This is a genomic window from Brevibacterium yomogidense, assembly GCF_016107685.1.
Taxonomy (GTDB): Bacteria; Actinomycetota; Actinomycetes; order Actinomycetales; family Brevibacteriaceae; genus Brevibacterium; species Brevibacterium yomogidense.
The window spans coordinates 133,451-148,508 of sequence record NZ_JABASY010000006.1 but is presented as its reverse complement, the minus strand read 5'-3'; the positions used below and the strand labels follow the sequence as shown (position 1 = coordinate 148,508).

Below are 15,058 nucleotides of genomic sequence, written 5' to 3'. Positions count from 1 at the left end.
GGTCCACAGTGTGAAGTCCGCCCCTCAGCATATCTGCCCGGCGGGCAGGACCTCGACTTCTGCAAGCCCCAACCATCCTGCGAGTTCCCGCAGTTCCTGCTGGACAGCCGCTTCGCAGTCCTCGCCGGGTTCCATGTGGACCGCCGCGCGGAGCACGCCGGAGTCTCTGCGTGCCCGCACGTCGACGCGTGCGCGGAGCGACCCGTCGTGCAGGAACGGCATGACGTAGTAGCCGTAGCGTCGCTGCGGGGCGGGGGTGTAGATCTCGATGCGGTAGTCGAATCCGAAGAGCCAGCGGATGCGTCGGCGGTTGAATACCAGCGGGTCGAAGGGTGCGAGCAGCGCCGTCGCCTCCACGGAGCGCGGAGCCCGCGAGTCATGCCAGCGCCACGCCTGGACCCCGTCGACGGAGACCTCCCGCAGTGCACCCTCCGCCGTCAGCGCGTCGACGGCGCGGCGGGTCGTCGCCCGGGGCATCCGGAAATAGTCTGCGAAGCAGTCGACCGTGCCGATGCCCAGTGCGGGTCCGGCCAGTCGCACGAGTGCCACGGCATCGTCCTCGAGACCGGTCACTCCCCGCGGGATTCCGCCAGCCTCGGGTCGGATGCCCAGATCCGGGTCGTGGTCCGGGCCCCACACGGGTGCGGGCACGGGAAGGTCGGGATGCGTGTGGGCCGGCAGTGCGAAGATGCGCTCGAAGTGGGGGCTGCGTCCCGCGCACGCGATCCTGCCCGCGCGGAACAGCGCCTCCAGCGCGGACTTCGTGCGGGTCGGGTTCCATCCCCAGTGGCCTCGATCGTGTTCCGGCACGGAGTGCGGGACGCGCTCCGCGAGGTTCCTCGCCGTTCCCGGGCCCGCGGCGAGTTCGACCACGAGCGCCTCCATGAGCGCGCGGAAGTCGGCGCCGTGGACCGGGTCCCGCTGCCCGTAGTCGTGGACGAACCACTCGCCGCGGCGACGATGGAATGCGTGCACCGTCGAGGGGGCGACGTAGGCGGCTTCGTGCGCCCAGTATTCGACACCCATGCGCGGGGCGTCGTGGAACAGGGAATCGAGCCGGGCGCGGGGGTAGGACCCCAGGCGGGAGAAGAAGGGGAGGTAGTGCGACCGGGTGACGGCCTGCACGGAGTCGATCTGGACGACCGACAGGCGGTCGAAGACCCGCCGCAGGTGTCCGGCGTTCGGGTTCGCCGGCCGTGGGCGGGCGAAGCCGGAGGCGGCGAGCGCGATGCGCTTCGCCGCCTCCGTCGACAGGGTGGGAACCCGTGTCACAGGTGTCAGGACACGGCTTCCGCGTCCTCGGGGGACATCGATTCGTCCAGGGCGATCACTCCGTAGCTCCAGCCCTTCCGGCGGTAGACGACGGAGGGCTGCTCGTTCTCCTCGTCGATGAAGAGGTAGAAGTCGTGGCCGACCATCTCCATGCGGTTGAGCGCCTCCTCGATGCCGATCGGCTGTGCGGGGAAGCGCTTCTCACGCAGGACGACGGGTGAGTCGCCTTCTGCCTGGATGCGGCCGTTCGTCTGATCGGAGGCGTCCACGGCTCCGGTCGTCGTCTCGTTCTTCGCCTCGCGGACCTCTCCGTCCTGCGGGATCAGCGGGTCGATGACCTCCATCGACGCGAGGGCCTCACCTGTGGAGTTCTGGCGCCGGTGACCCGTCCGGTTGACCTTGTTGCGGTCCTTCACGCGGCGGAGTCGCTCCAGGAGCTTCGCCCATGCGAGGTCGAGTGCTGCGTACTTGTCGTCCGCGCTCGCCTCCGCGCGGAGCACGGGCCCCTTCTGGAAGACGGTGATCTCCACGCGCTGCTCCTGCTCGCGGTTTCGCGTGTTCTCGTGCCGGAGTTGGACTTCGACGGCCTGAGCACGCGGGGAGAGCTGTTCGACCTTCGAGACCTTCTCTGCTGCGTGGTCCCGAAAGCTGTCCGAAACGGCCTGGTGACGGCCCTTCACTACGACGTCCATGGTGTCTCTCCTAGGCGACTCGTTCGACGGATCGCTCCGTACCCATTCGCTGGATGGGTACACTCCATTGAACACCATCCCCAACGACGAATGAAGTGAAGATCACACCGGCGCGTCACACATCGTGGACGCTGTCGGGAGCGTCTTCGGCGCGCCCCCGCCTCCCGTCCTCGGTCACCGCGAGCGCTGCGCACCCGTCCGGTTCCACACCCGCCTCTCGCAGCGCCCGCGCCGCCTCGGCCAACGTGGCCCCCGTCGTGAGGACGTCGTCGACGAGGACGATGCGGCTCGACCCCCGCACCGGTTCCCACTGCGCGCGGCGGCGCGGGGCGTGGGTGCCGGTCACGTTCCGTCGTCTGTCCCGTGCCCCCGATCCCACCTGGTCGCGATGGCGGACGGCGGTGAGCAGCGGTGTGGACCGGATCGTCAGGCCGTCGGCCGCCAGCAGACCGCAGGCGTGTGCGCTGAGCTCCGCGACGAGGTCCCGCCCCCGTTCCCGCATGGCCGCCGCCGAGGTCGGGACCGGCACCGCTGTCACGTCGCCACCCGTGTATCCCGATTCCTCGAGCGCGTGGGCGATCGCGGCGGCCAGCAGGATCGCGACGACGGGGAGGACGTCCGTGCGCTTGCGCGCCTTCATCGCCACGATGACGCTGCGCAGCGTGTCCGAGTACTCACCTGCGCCGGACACCGGAAGCAGTCCGTAGCGCGGGGCGACGGTGCGGGGCTGCGGCTGCAGGTGTGTGAGGCACGGTCCGCAGAGGCTCACGGTCTCCACCCCGCATCCGGCGCACGTGCGCGGCAGCAGCAGGTCGACCAGCTCCCCGCCCACCTCCCGCAGCGCACGTGCGAACCGGGGTGTCGTCGGCTTCCTGTCCATGCTCAGCCCGGGTATGCGGGGTCGTGGACGACCAGGTCCACGACCTTCTGCCAGTTGTCCGCGCCGAAGGAGTAGAGCTCTCCGTCCTCCGTGCTGACCCGGACGGACCGGGCATCCGTGCTCGCCGTGATCGAGGAGCCCCCGCTCACGTCGCCCAGGGAGGTGGTGGGGCCGGACACGGGCGCCAGGTACGGCTGGGCATCGCCCGAACGACTCTCTGCGGCGAGGATCGCGAGCTCCCCCGACCCCGCCCACGACAGGTCGACGATCTGGTCGAAGCGCGCTCCGACGCGCAGCGGAGCGGCCGGCACGATGCCCGTGGGGTCCCCGTCCGCGCTGCGCACGATGCCGACCACGTCGATGCGGGGCGTGCCGCCGCCGTTCCGCGACAGCACAGCCAGCTGGGTGCCGTCGCTGGAGACGCGGAGCGCCTGCACGGTGCGGTCCCCCAGCCAGGGGACGGCGACGTCGACGGTGTCGCCGGATGCCAGGATCACCGTGACCCGGCCGGTGTCCCCCTGCACGCGGGACGCCGTCCAGATGCTCCCGTGCAGGTCGAAGCTCGGACCGGTGAGCCCGTCCTCGTCGGTGTGGATCACGGCGTCGCCCTCGCCGTCGGGCAGGATGCGGTGGAGTTCGGTCTTACCCTCGGCCAGGTAGGCGTACGTGGAGTCGTCGATCGACACCGCGGGATCCGTCGGGTCGTCCCCCAGGTCCGGCAGCCCCGGGATGGGGTCGAGTCGGGTCTCGTCCAGCCGTGCCAGTGTCCCGCCGGCGATGAGCACCGGCCGCGCGTCGATGCGCACGCCCACGGGCACGCTGTCACCCGGAGGGGCGTTCAGCGCGCCCGTCGGGGTGGTGACCTCGACGGCGTTCGTCGAGGAGAGGCCCCGCAGTGTCGCGGACACCTGGCCGAGGATGCGGCCGTTCGTCTCCTCGTCGAGGCCCTGTGCGGTCTCGTCGAGCCCCACCTGGGCGATCCCACCGGACACGGTCACGGAGCGGGGGTCCAGGCGGGTGCCGTCGGGCACTGCGGAGATGACGGACCCGCCCACGTGGTCGGCCGGGCCGGCCAGCAGCTCCGTCATCACCTCGGTCGCGGCGGCGGGCGACCGGACGAACCAGCGTGTGTCCGGGACCAGGTAGTCGAATCCCGGGGTGTAGTAGTACAGGGGGTACGAGTCGTACACGGATGTGAACGACGACGAGGTGAGCACGAGCCCCTGCGGGGCGGAGGAGATCCGCCATTCCCCGTTCACCTGCCGCAGCGAGAAGGCACGGTCCACTTCGGAACCGGGGCGCTCCTCCCGATACACGCGCTGTGCGTCGAGGGTCGCGGCGACGGGCAGCGACATGGAGATGTTCTGCTGGTCGGAGGACACCTCCGCCGTGATCGTGTCGAAGTCCGCGCTGCTCGGCATGACGACGACGCTGGACTGCGGGTCCCACTCGTTCGAGAAGTCCTCGGTGAGGAAGGACCGTGCTACGGCGAAGTCGTCGGAATAGCCGGCACCGGCGGCGAGGAACCCGCGCACGATGGCGTTCGGGTCCGCGCCTTCGACGGGGCCTTCCGGCTCGATCTCCGACTGGACGCGTTCCGGCCGGTCCACGACGTCGATGACCCCGGTCTCGCCCTCCGTCGGGATCGCGGCACAACCGCTGAGGACCAGCAGCAGTGCCGCGAGCGCTGCGACGAGCCCCTGACGATCACGCATCGGGATCCTCCTCCTGGTCGGCGACTGCGCGGCTGGCGCCGGCGGCGCTGCTCGGACCGGCACTGCTTGGACCGTTTCCTCTGGGGCCGGCGGCGCTCGCACCGCTGCCGCTGGAGCCCGCACCGTCGAATCCGGCCTCGACGACGATCGGGATGCTGCCGGTCTGGATGCGCACGGACCCGTCGGAGCTGGACGGTCCCGCGACGAGTGCGGAGCGGGGGCTCGCGTCGGCCGGTGGCAGCGGCAGCGGTGAGGTGGAGATCGACTGTCCGTGGCGACGCGGGATCGTGAGGCGGAAGCACGAGCCCTCCCCCAGTTCCCCCCACGCCTGCAGCCAGCCGCCGTGAAGGTGGGCGTCCTCGAGTGCGATCGCAAGGCCCAGGCCGGATCCACCGAGGGTGCGCTTGCGGGAGGGGTCGGCACGCCAGAAGCGGTCGAACACGTGCTCGACGTGCTCTGCGCTCATCCCCACACCGTGGTCGCGCACGCTCACGGCCGCTCCTTCCGCGTTCGACGCGAGGTGCACGTCGACGGGGCGGCCGTCACCGTGCTCGATCGCGTTGACGACGAGGTTCCGCACGACACGGGTGATGCGGACGCGGTCCAGCTCCGCCATCACGGGGGCCGCGGGTGCATGGACCCGCAGCAGCGTGCCGGACCTCTCCGCGACGACCATGACCGTCTCGATGACGCCGGTGACGAGGTCGCGCAGGTCGTGTGGGTGGACGACGAGCTCCGCGGCACCCGCGTCGTAGCGGGAGATCTCCAGCAGATCGCCCAGCAGCTGTTCGAAGCGGTCCACCTGCGAATTCAGCAGCTCTGCGCTGCGCCTCGCGGATTCATCGAACTCGTCCCGTGATTCGTAGAGCATGTCGGAGGCGATGTGGATCGTTGTGAGCGGCGTCCGGAGTTCGTGGGAGACGTCGGACACGAACTGCCGCTGCAGCACGGACAGGCGCTCCATCCGGGTGATCTGCTCCTGCATGCTGTCCGCCATGTCGTTGAAGCTCTGCGCCAGCTGGGACAGCTCGTCGCGCCCGGTGACGGGCATGCGCCGGTCGAGGTCGCCGTCCGCGATCTCCCGTGCGACCTCCGACCCGGTGCGGACGGGTGTGACGACCAGGCGGGACACGAGCAGGCCCACGGCACCGACGAGGACGACGAGGACGATGCCGGCCACCAGCGTCGCTCGCGTCACGAAGTTGAGAGTCGCCTGCTCCTCGGTGAGGTCTGCGACGACGTACAGGTCGAACTGTCCGGCACCGGGCACGGACAGCGGCTGCGCGATGACGAGGCCCGGAGTCACGCCGTCTTCGGACAGGTTGGTCGACATGTAGCGCTGCTGGTCCGCAACCGTGTCCGCCACCTGCATCCGGAAGTCCTCCGGCAGCTCCTCGACACGCGGCGAGCCCTGCACCGTGTCGAGGACTGTCACGGGGAGGACGCGGCTGTTCGCGTCGCGCGGCTCCAGGCTGATCGACCGCAGGGGGGTGGGGGAACGCGAATACATGCTCTGGAGCTGGACGGTGAGCGCCTCACTGAGGTCGTCCTCCGTCGCGAGCGATTCGATCTGGGCGACGTACGTGCTGGTCTGCTCCGACACGGCGGACAGCTTCGATTCGAAGAGGCCGCGGGCGATCACCTGCGTCATGTACGTGCCGACGCCGAAGATCGCGACGAGGGTCAGCAGCACCGTGAGCACGACGATGCGGACCTGCAGGGACCGCGAGAAGATCGAGACGAGCCACCGGGACAGGTCGAGAATGCCGCGACCGATCGCCGCGAGGAGGCCGGCGGAGGCCGGGACCCTCCTCATCCGCGCACCGTGGAGGTCATGCCTGCTGTCCCGCCTTGTAGCCGACCCCGCGGACCGTCACGACGATCTCCGGGTTCTCCGGATCCTTCTCGATCTTCGACCGCAGCCGCTGGACGTGGACGTTGACCAGGCGCGTGTCCGCGGCGTGGCGGTAGCCCCACACCTCTTCGAGGAGGATCTCACGGGAGAAGACCTGCCACGGCTTCCGGGCGAGTGCGACGAGGAGGTCGAACTCGAGCGGTGTGAGCGAGATCGGTTCCCCGTCGCGGGTCACCTGGTGTCCGGCGACGTCGATCGTCACATCCGCGACCTGGAGCACCTCCGGTGCGGCGGGTTCGAGCATCCGCAGGCGCGCACGGACGCGGGCGATGAGCTCCTTCGGCTTGAAGGGCTTGGGGACGTAGTCGTCGGCACCGGCTTCCAGTCCCGCCACCACGTCGACGGTGTCGGACTTCGCCGTGAGCATGATGATGGGGGTCCCGGACTCCGCGCGGATCTCCCGGCAGACTTCCAGCCCGTCCTTGCCGGGGAGCATGAGATCCAGGAGCACGAGGTCGGGTCGCATGGCTCGGAACGCTTCGAACGCCCCGTCCCCCGTGGCGCAGAACTCCGGCTCGAAGCCCTCGCTCTTGAGGACGATTCCAATCATTTCTGCCAACGCCGTATCGTCGTCGACCACCAGGATGCGTGCATTCATGCCGCCCATTGTCCCAAACCTCGGGCGCATCGTCGCACATGACCCGCAGTGACGTCCCCTCCGTCTGTGCCCGCACGGCTGCGGACACGTGGCAGGATGGGAGGGATGACCTGTCGCCGCAGCAAGAATCCACAGCTGAGGAGGTGTGCGTGACCGCGTCCCCGCACCCGGCCCCGCAAGGGGCACCGCGGTCCCGCCCGGTCCCGAACTCGACCGGGTCGGTGAGCACCGTCCCCGAATGGGGCACCGAGGTCGACTGGGCTTCCGGGACGCTCCGCGAGCGCACCGGCGGGCGGCCGTCCACGCAGTGGAGGCCCGCCCCGCAGCCGGGGACTCTGCCGAAGCGGCCGTTCACGTTCTTCGAGACGCTGGACGGTGGGTTCCGCCTGCTCCGCTTCGCTCCGGGAGCGACGTTCGGGTTCGCGATGATCGTCTACACCCTCGTGACCCTCGCTGCGGCTCTGGTCGTCACCCTGCTCATCGTCGGCAACCTCGGCTATGTAGGCCGTGTGCTGTCGAACCCCGAGGCGGGGGTCGGCCTCAACCTCGTGCTCCAGACAGTGACGGCGACGGCGTCGCTGCTCGCCCTCTCCCTCGTCCTGCTGCTATCCGCGTTCGTCGCCGTCGCCGCGGAGGCCGCGACGTCCAGCGAGCGCATGCGGCTGTCCGAGGTGTGGCGGCGGCTGCGCGGGCGCAGGCTGCGGCTGGTGGGCCTCTGCGCGGCGGGTTTCGTCGCGCATCTCGTGATGCTGGGCATCGCGGTGGCTCCTGGCGTCCTCCTGGTGCTGTTCGCCCCCGTCGCAGGCGTTCTCGTCGCGACCCTGGGTGTGGTGGCCTGGATGGTGGCGACCGTCTGGCTCTTCACGAAGTGCTCCCTCGCGGGCGCCGCGATCGCGGTGGAGGGGCTGGGCCTCGTCGCGTCGGTGCGGCGGTCGTGGGACCTCACCCGCGGTGCCTTCTGGAAGTCGACGGGGCAGTTCGTCGTCTCCTACTTCCTGTCCTCGCAGATCATCAACCTCATCTTGAGCCCGATCCTCATCATCCTCTTCTTCCTCTTCGTCCTCGTCTTCGTCCTCCTCACACTCGACGGCGGATCAGGCGCCTTGTCGTTCCTCGGCTTCGGCCTGTCCATCGGCATGGGCACTCTGATCGCGACGGTCACCATCGGCGCGACGGCGCTCATGTTCGCCTACCTGAGCGGGGTCGTCGCGATGGTCTACCTCGACCGGCGGATGCGGCGGGAAGGCTACGACCTGGTGCTCCTCCGCCGCGCTGAGGTCGACGAGGCCCAGGCGACCAAGGACGCGGACTCCATCGACGTCGCGGTGCAGCTGGCGCGGGAGGATGTCCGCGCATGACCCCGTTCGTTGTCCGGGCCCTCTCCGGCGTGCCCCCTCAGGACCTGCTCGGTCAGCCGTCCCGCGACGAGGGGCAGCAGTGGGCGCGCGACGAGCTGTCCGACCCGATCTACCGGGAAGCGGACATGACCCTGTTCGAGCGGATCGGCCGGGCCATCACCGATTTCTTCGACGACCTGTTCGAGGCCGCTGCCGGGATCGAGTCGCCGTGGCTCCTCGCCGTGGTCGCGGTCGCCGTCCTCGCAATGGTGGTGCTCATCGTGTGGTGGACGCGCCGGTCGGCCGGGGTGCGGCTGGAGCCGACTGCTCCCCGCCAGCCGGTCTTCCGGTCGGAGCTCGACCCGGTCGCGCTGCGACGCACGTCCGCCGAGGCCGCAGCCGCCGAGGACTGGCGGCTCGCCATCCAGGACCTCGTCCGCGCGGTCTTCGCGGAGCAGGCCGCGGCGAAGCGGATCGTCATCGACCGGTCCTCCACCGCGCAGGAGCTCGCCACCGCATCGGGCGCAGCGCTTCCGCGGTCTGCGGGGGACTTCACGCGTCTCGCATCGGTCTTCGACGAGGTGTCTTTCTCCGGCAGCCCTGTGACCCGCGAGGACTGGGATCGCACGCGTGTGCTCGACTCCCGGATCACTCGCGGGACCGGATCTGCCGACTCGTCCGCACCCGGCTCCCCGACGGGCGGCACCGCCGCGCCGGCAGGCGCCACAGCGGACGGAGGTGACGCATGAGCGCCCAGACGGACGTGGCGGTGCGCGGTACGCGATCCGTCGGCGGGCCCGGCTTCGCGGCACGCGCCGGCGGACTGGCACGGTCGGCGGCGCTGTGGGTCGTCGCAGCGATCGTCCTGCTCATCGGGGGAATCGTCCTCGTCCTCGTCGAGGGTGGCGAGAACACGGCCCCCGTCCACTACGAATCGACCCAGGGAGACGGAGGGCGCGCCTTCGTCGAGGTGCTGCGGGAGCATGGTCGCGACGTCACGACGACGGACACGTACCTGGACGCCGGGACGGCGATCGACAACGGGGAGACGGTCCTCGTCTACGCGAGCAGCTGGTCTCTCACCAACGCCGCCATCGATGACCTCTCCGCACGCGCCGCGGAATCCGGTGCCCACATCGTGCTCATCGACCCGGAGTACGACGTCGAGCTGTGGACGGACTCGCTCCTGTATGACGACCTCGGCCCCGGTGCGCAGGCCCCCACCCGGCGCGCGCCCGCCTGCGACTCCGACGTGGCGAACACGGCGGGTGCCGTGCGGCACACGGACACCGGCTCCGAATACTTCTCGACCACCTCGGTGCCGGAGGACTCCCACTTCTGCTACAGCGGCGATCCAGACGATCCCGTCCCCCACGGCGTGTACGTCGAAGTGCCCCACGGCGACGCCGGCGGGACGCTGTCCGTCATGGGTTCGGAGCCGTGGTTCATGAACGAGTCGCTCGCGGCGGAGGGCAACATGTCCCTCATCGCAGGCGTGCTGGGCACCGATGAGCCGATCACCTACTACTACCCGGTCGACCGTGACCAGCCCGGTGACGACGAAGGCGGCCCTGACGGCACACCGTCCGTCTGGCTGTTCCCGCAGTGGGCGTTCGCGACACTGCTGTGGTCGCTGCCGGTGGTCCTCGTGGCACTGCTGGTCTACGGTCGCCGCATGGGTCCGCTCGCGGTCGAGCCGCTGCCCGTCATCGTCCCGGCTGCGGAGACCGTCCGGGGCCGCAGTGCCCTCCTCCAGCGGGCGGAGGCCCGCGCGGAGGCGCTCAGCGACCTGCGGGCCGCGGCACTGGTCCGGCTGGGCCGTCGCCTGGCGCTGCCGCCGGACGCCCCCGCCGCCGAGGTCGCGGCCCGTGCCGCTGCCGTCGCCGGTCTCGACCCGGTCTGGACGGAAGCCGTGCTGCTGACCGAACACCCCCACGACGACGAGACGCTCATCCGCATCTCCATCGACATCACCACCATCGAGAGCGAGGTCGACCCCCTATGACCGTTCCCCCACAGCAGCCCGGTCCACAGGATCAGCAGGGCCACCCGGCTGGTCAGCAGCCCGGCCACCAGGGTCAGCCGGGCCACCCAGGCCGCCCTGCTCACCAGGGTCAGCCCGGGCAGCAGGGACAGCCAGGCCACCCCGCTCACCAGGGGCAGCCGGCGCACTCGGGCCTGCCGGGTCAACCCGGTCAGCAACCCGGTCAGCAACCCGGTCAGCAGCACGGTCAACACGGTCAGCAGGGGCAGCAGGGGCAGCAGGGGCAGGCACCGGTGAACCATCCGGGGCAGCAGTTCGCGCCTCCGCGAGACGGTGTGAGCGCGCCACCGCCAGCGGAATCGCTCGTGCTGACGGAGGAGGACGCCCGCCTGCGGGAGGTGCTGCTCCAGGTCCGCGCGGAGACCGGCAAAGCCGTCGTGGGACAGACGCAGGCGGTCGAAGGTATCCTGCTCGCGCTGCTCGTGCAGGGGCACGTCCTCCTCGAAGGCGTGCCGGGAGTCGCGAAGACCCTGCTGGTGCGTGCCGTCGCGCAGAGCCTCGATCTGGGTTCGCAGCGCGTGCAGTTCACCCCCGACCTCATGCCCGGCGATGTCACCGGTTCGGTGGTCTACAACGCGAAGTCCGGCGACTTCACGTTCCGCGAGGGGCCCGTTTTCACGAACCTCCTCATCGCGGACGAGATCAACCGCACACCGCCCAAGACGCAGTCCGCACTCCTCGAGGCCATGGAGGAGCGTCAGGTGACCGTCGACGGGGATTCCCGGCGCCTCGCCCCACCGTTCCTCGTCGCGGCCACACAGAACCCGATCGAATACGAGGGCACCTACCCTCTGCCGGAGGCGCAGCTGGACCGGTTCCTCTTCAAACTGGTGCTCGGCCTGCCCGATCGCGACACCGAGTACTCGATCCTCACCCGCCACGCGCAGGGATTCGACTCCCACCACCTGCAGCGCGCGGGCATCCAACGGGTGGCCGGACCGGACGAACTGCTGCGTGCGGGCGCCCGCGCCGCCCAGGTGCACTGCTCCCCGGAGGTCATCGCCTACATCGTGGACATCGTGCAGGCCACCCGGCAGGCACCATCGCTGGCGCTGGGAGTGTCACCGCGAGGGGCGACGCGTCTGCTCGGCGCGGCCCAGGCGAAGGCGTGGCTGTCCGGCCGCGGCTACATCACGCCGGACGACGTGAAGTCGCTCGTGGCGATGACGTTCCGCCACCGCATCGCGCTGCGCCCCGAGGCGCAGATGGAGGGGGCGGACATCGATCGCGTCCTCGCCTCGATCGTCGACTCGGTGAACGTCCCGCGGTGAGACACGCCCGCACCCACCTGCCAGCCCGGCCGAGCCGGTACGCCCTCGCGGTCCGGCTGCCTCGCACACATCGGTCAGGAGGACGCCCATGGCGTTGACGTGGCGCTTCCTCGTCCTCACCGTGCTCGCTGCCATCCCCATCGCGCTGCGCCCCGTCTCCACGACGTTCGCAGTCATGATCGGACTGCTCCTCATCGCGGGCCTGCTCGACTGGCTCGCGGCGCCCGGCATCCGCGCACTGGGGTTCCAGCGCACGCCGGGGCCGCGCATCCGCCTGGGTGAGGAGACGAGCGCGGTGCTGACGATCACCAATGGGGGCAGGCGCACCCGGCGGCTGCACGTGCGCGACGCGTGGGCGCCCACCGCGGGAGCACACGACAACCGCTTCCGCACCCGCGTGCGCGGCGGTTCCGCCCACGAGCGGACGACGGTCCTCACCCCCACCCGCCGCGGCATGCTGCGTGCCGACCGCGTGACCGTCCGCTCCACCTCGCTCCTGGGGCTCGTCGCCCGCCAGCGCAGCCTCGAGGTGCCCGCAGCGATCACGGTGCTGCCTCCGTTCCACTCCCGCAGGCACCTGCCCTCGAAGCTGCGCAGGCTGCGCGAGCTGGAAGGACGCACCGCAGTCATGCTCAAGGGCGCAGGCACGGAGTTCGACTCCCTTCGGGAGTACGTGCGCGGCGACGACGTCCGGTCGATCGACTGGCGGGCGACGGCACGCGCACAGGAGGTCATGGTGCGCACCTACCGGCCCGAACGGGACCGCCGCGTCATCATCGTCCTCGACTCCTCACGCCTGTCCGCCCGCTACGTGGGCACGGGGACGGCGTTCGACGCGGCGATCGAGTCGGCCCTCCTGCTGGCCGGACTGGCGGCCGGTGCGGGCGACCGCGTCGACGTGCTGGTCGCGGACGCACGGGTCCGCGCCCGGGTGGGCCCGATCGGGCGACTCGCGTCGCTCGACCATCTCATGCACCGTGTCACGCCCCTCGCCCCGGAACTGCTCGAAGCGGACTGGGAGACGATCACGTCCGCGGTGATGGGCGTGACCTCCCATCGGGCGCTCGTCGTGTTCGTCACCGCACTGGACCCGGCCACGATCGCAGAAGACCTGCTGCCCACTCTTCCGCTCCTCACTCGTCGCCACATGGTGGCCATCGCGTCGGTCGCGGACCCGGTGCTGAACGACATGACGTCGGCGCGCTTCACGACGGAGCAGGTCTACACCGCGGCGGCCGCTGAACGGGAGCTCCTGGAGTCCCGCTCACTGTCGCATGCGCTGTCCGGCCTGGGAGTGCACTCCGTCCACGAAGCCCCCGACGACCTGCCCCCCGCGCTCGCGGACCTCTACATCATGCTGAAGTCCTCCGGACGCCTCTGACAGCCCTCCGGCACCTCCGGATCTCCCGCGCCGCGAAGTCACCTGAGCGCCTCGAAGTCTCCAAGCGCCCCCGAGTCTCGTGGGCGTCGTCAGTAGGCTGCGACAGTGCGGTAGCCGGCGCGCTCGTCCTCGAGGTCGCCGTCGCCGCCTTCCTTCAGCACGGGGCGTCCCAGCAGTGTGGCGTAGGTGAAGATCGCCAGGGTCAGCCCGACCCCCACGGAGATCTTCAGCCAGACGGGCAGCGGGTTGGGGGTGATGAAGCCTTCGACGAGCCCTGACAGGAAGAGGAAGAAGACGAGGCCGCCGGCCACCGTCATGAGGGAGCGCGCCTCTTTCGCGAGCGCCTGTCCCCGGGTCATCGCCCGGGGGATGATCCAGGCGACGAAGATCTGGAGTCCCGCCGCTGCGGCGATGAGGATGCAGGTGATCTCCGGGATGCCGTGGGGCAGGATGTACGCCCAGAAGTCCCGTTCGTACCCGTGCGCGTACATCGCCGCCGCGGAGAACCCGACGTTCACCCCGTTCATGAGCAGGCCGAAGACCACGTAGATCCCGGTGATCCCCAGCGCCACCCACTGCACGGCGATCCACGCGTTGTTCGTCCAGACACCGATCGCGAAGACGGAGTTGGGGTTCTCCTTGTAGTACTCGACGAACTCCTTCTCCGCAAGTGCCTTCTGCTGCGACGGAGGCATGATCGCGTCGAGCGCACCGGGCGTGTGGAGAGCCCACAGCGCTGCCACGATCGCGCTGGCGAGGAAGAAGAGGGTCACTCCCAGGAGCATCCAGCGCAGGCGGTAGAGGGCAGCCGGCAGAGATCTCACGGTGAAGCGCACGAATGCGGCCATGGGGCTGCGCGGGATCGACGACAGGTGGGTCCGCGCGCGGTGCACGGTGACGGACAGGCGCGCGGCCGTCTGCGAGTCGGGAGCAACTGTCACGATCCGCGACAGGTCCTTCGACGCGGAACGGTAGAGGGTGAGGAGGTCCGCGGCTTCCGCCGGGGTCAGCCTCGCCTTCTTCGCCAGCTGGTCGAGCTGCGCCCACTGGGAGCCGTGCATCTGCGCGAGGAGGACGGGATCCATGCCTCCCACACTACCTGTGCGACGATGGTGCTCATGAGCGTGCTTGTGACCGGTGAAGCCGTCGCCCTGCGGGTGCAGCCCGCGCATTTCGCCGCCCGCGCGCTGGCGGCCGCGATCGATCTGGTCGTCTACATGATCGTGTACTTCGCGATCTTCATCAGTGCCGGCTGGCTGCTGAGCTACGCCCGCTTCGAGTGGTCCCTCATCGGGTCGTCGATCATGATCCTCCTCACCGTCTTCACGACGGTCGCGGTGCCCTGCACCGTGGAGACGCTCATGCGGGGGCGCTCCCTGGGGAAGCTCGCGCTCGGGCTGCGGGTCGTCCGGGAAGACGGCGGGGCGATCGGATTCCGGCACGCGCTCATCCGCGCACTCCTGTGGCAGTTCGAGGTGCTGGCGACCGGGGGCTCCGTCGCCGCCCTCGTGGGTCTGCTGTCGTCCCGGTCGAAGCGTCTGGGCGACATGCTGGCGGGCACCATGGCGGTGAGCGAGCGCGCCGCACGTCTCCGTCACGACCAGGTCGTGCTGCACCCCCACCTCTACGGCTGGATCCAGCAGGCCGACATCTCTCCCCTGCCCGCGGGACTCCACCACCGCATCGTGCAGTTCCTGTCCTCCGCCTCGCAGCGCACCCCGGGATCCCGCACGGAGCGTGCCGTCGAACTCGCGGAAGAGCTCAATCCCCACGTCGCTCCCGCTCCCCCGCCAGGCACTTCACCGGAGATGTTCCTCGGGGCCATCATCGCGCGCACCCGCTGGGAGTACGTCGACCGCCAGAGGCGAGCTGACGCGACGGCCGCCGGGTTCCGCAACAGGGTCGGCACGCTGCCGCACGGCCTCCACCTCCACTGACACGCTGAGACGGCCG

13 protein-coding genes are annotated in these 15,058 nt (G+C 70.2%); 6 read left to right on the top strand and 7 right to left on the bottom strand.

The features are described 5' to 3' along the window. Positions 1-24: 24 nt before the first annotated feature. The 6 genes from JFC09_RS14100 to mtrA all read right to left on the bottom strand — a co-directional run bounded on the left by JFC09_RS14100 (position 25) and on the right by mtrA (position 7,072). Positions 25-1,272: a winged helix-turn-helix domain-containing protein gene (locus JFC09_RS14100; RefSeq protein ID WP_332839784.1), complete on the bottom strand. Its 1,248-nt coding sequence runs from the start codon at positions 1,270-1,272 to the stop codon at positions 25-27. A 5-nt stretch (positions 1,273-1,277) separates the two neighbouring features. Then, a complete protein-coding gene (gene hpf / locus JFC09_RS14095; RefSeq protein ID WP_198394670.1) occupies positions 1,278-1,964 on the bottom strand; it encodes a ribosome hibernation-promoting factor, HPF/YfiA family in 687 nt (228 codons plus the stop codon). 115 nt (positions 1,965-2,079) lie between these two features. Continuing rightward, complete coding sequence (locus JFC09_RS14090; RefSeq protein WP_198394669.1) at positions 2,080-2,844, bottom strand: ComF family protein; 765 nt, start codon at positions 2,842-2,844, stop codon at positions 2,080-2,082. A 2-nt stretch (positions 2,845-2,846) separates the two neighbouring features. Next, positions 2,847-4,559, bottom strand: coding sequence for an LpqB family beta-propeller domain-containing protein (locus JFC09_RS14085; protein ID WP_198394668.1), 1,713 nt, complete (start codon positions 4,557-4,559; stop codon positions 2,847-2,849). After that, positions 4,552-6,375, bottom strand: coding sequence for an MtrAB system histidine kinase MtrB (gene mtrB / locus JFC09_RS14080; RefSeq protein ID WP_232483622.1), 1,824 nt, complete (start codon positions 6,373-6,375; stop codon positions 4,552-4,554). Before mtrB ends, JFC09_RS14085 begins: the two co-directional genes overlap by 8 nt. A 16-nt stretch (positions 6,376-6,391) precedes the next feature. After that, on the bottom strand, positions 6,392-7,072 hold the full coding sequence (gene mtrA, locus JFC09_RS14075; RefSeq protein ID WP_198394667.1) for an MtrAB system response regulator MtrA: 681 nt from the start codon (positions 7,070-7,072) through the stop codon (positions 6,392-6,394). 149 nt (positions 7,073-7,221) lie between these two features. Between mtrA and JFC09_RS14070 the strand changes: the two genes are divergently transcribed. From JFC09_RS14070 to JFC09_RS14050, 5 genes are all read left to right on the top strand, one after another. Continuing rightward, the gene (locus JFC09_RS14070) at positions 7,222-8,430 is read left to right on the top strand and encodes a hypothetical protein (protein WP_198394666.1); all 1,209 of its coding nucleotides are present in this window, start codon (positions 7,222-7,224) and stop codon (positions 8,428-8,430) included. Beyond that, positions 8,427-9,158 (top strand): DUF4129 domain-containing protein, encoded by a 732-nt coding sequence (locus JFC09_RS14065; RefSeq protein ID WP_198394665.1) that lies wholly within the window; start codon positions 8,427-8,429, stop codon positions 9,156-9,158. The genes JFC09_RS14070 and JFC09_RS14065 overlap by 4 nt, the downstream gene beginning before the upstream one ends. Beyond that, positions 9,155-10,414, top strand: coding sequence for a DUF4350 domain-containing protein (locus tag JFC09_RS14060; protein WP_198394664.1), 1,260 nt, complete (start codon positions 9,155-9,157; stop codon positions 10,412-10,414). Before JFC09_RS14065 ends, JFC09_RS14060 begins: the two co-directional genes overlap by 4 nt. A 173-nt stretch (positions 10,415-10,587) precedes the next feature. Beyond that, positions 10,588-11,724 carry an AAA family ATPase gene (locus JFC09_RS14055; RefSeq protein WP_408610975.1) on the top strand — a complete coding sequence of 379 codons (1,137 nt, stop codon included), beginning with the start codon at positions 10,588-10,590 and terminating at the stop codon, positions 11,722-11,724. An 88-nt stretch (positions 11,725-11,812) separates the two neighbouring features. Next, positions 11,813-13,105, top strand: coding sequence for a DUF58 domain-containing protein (locus JFC09_RS14050; RefSeq protein WP_198394662.1), 1,293 nt, complete (start codon positions 11,813-11,815; stop codon positions 13,103-13,105). Between the two features lie 89 nt (positions 13,106-13,194). On the opposite strand, the gene JFC09_RS14045 is transcribed toward JFC09_RS14050, so the two are convergent. Next, positions 13,195-14,190, bottom strand: a complete 996-nt coding sequence (locus tag JFC09_RS14045; protein ID WP_198394661.1) for a stage II sporulation protein M — start codon at positions 14,188-14,190, stop codon at positions 13,195-13,197. Between the two features lie 33 nt (positions 14,191-14,223). Between JFC09_RS14045 and JFC09_RS14040 the strand changes: the two genes are divergently transcribed. Further along, entirely contained in the window at positions 14,224-15,042 is an 819-nt protein-coding gene (locus tag JFC09_RS14040) for an RDD family protein (RefSeq protein ID WP_232483621.1), read from the top strand. The last annotated feature ends 16 nt before the right edge of the window (positions 15,043-15,058 follow it).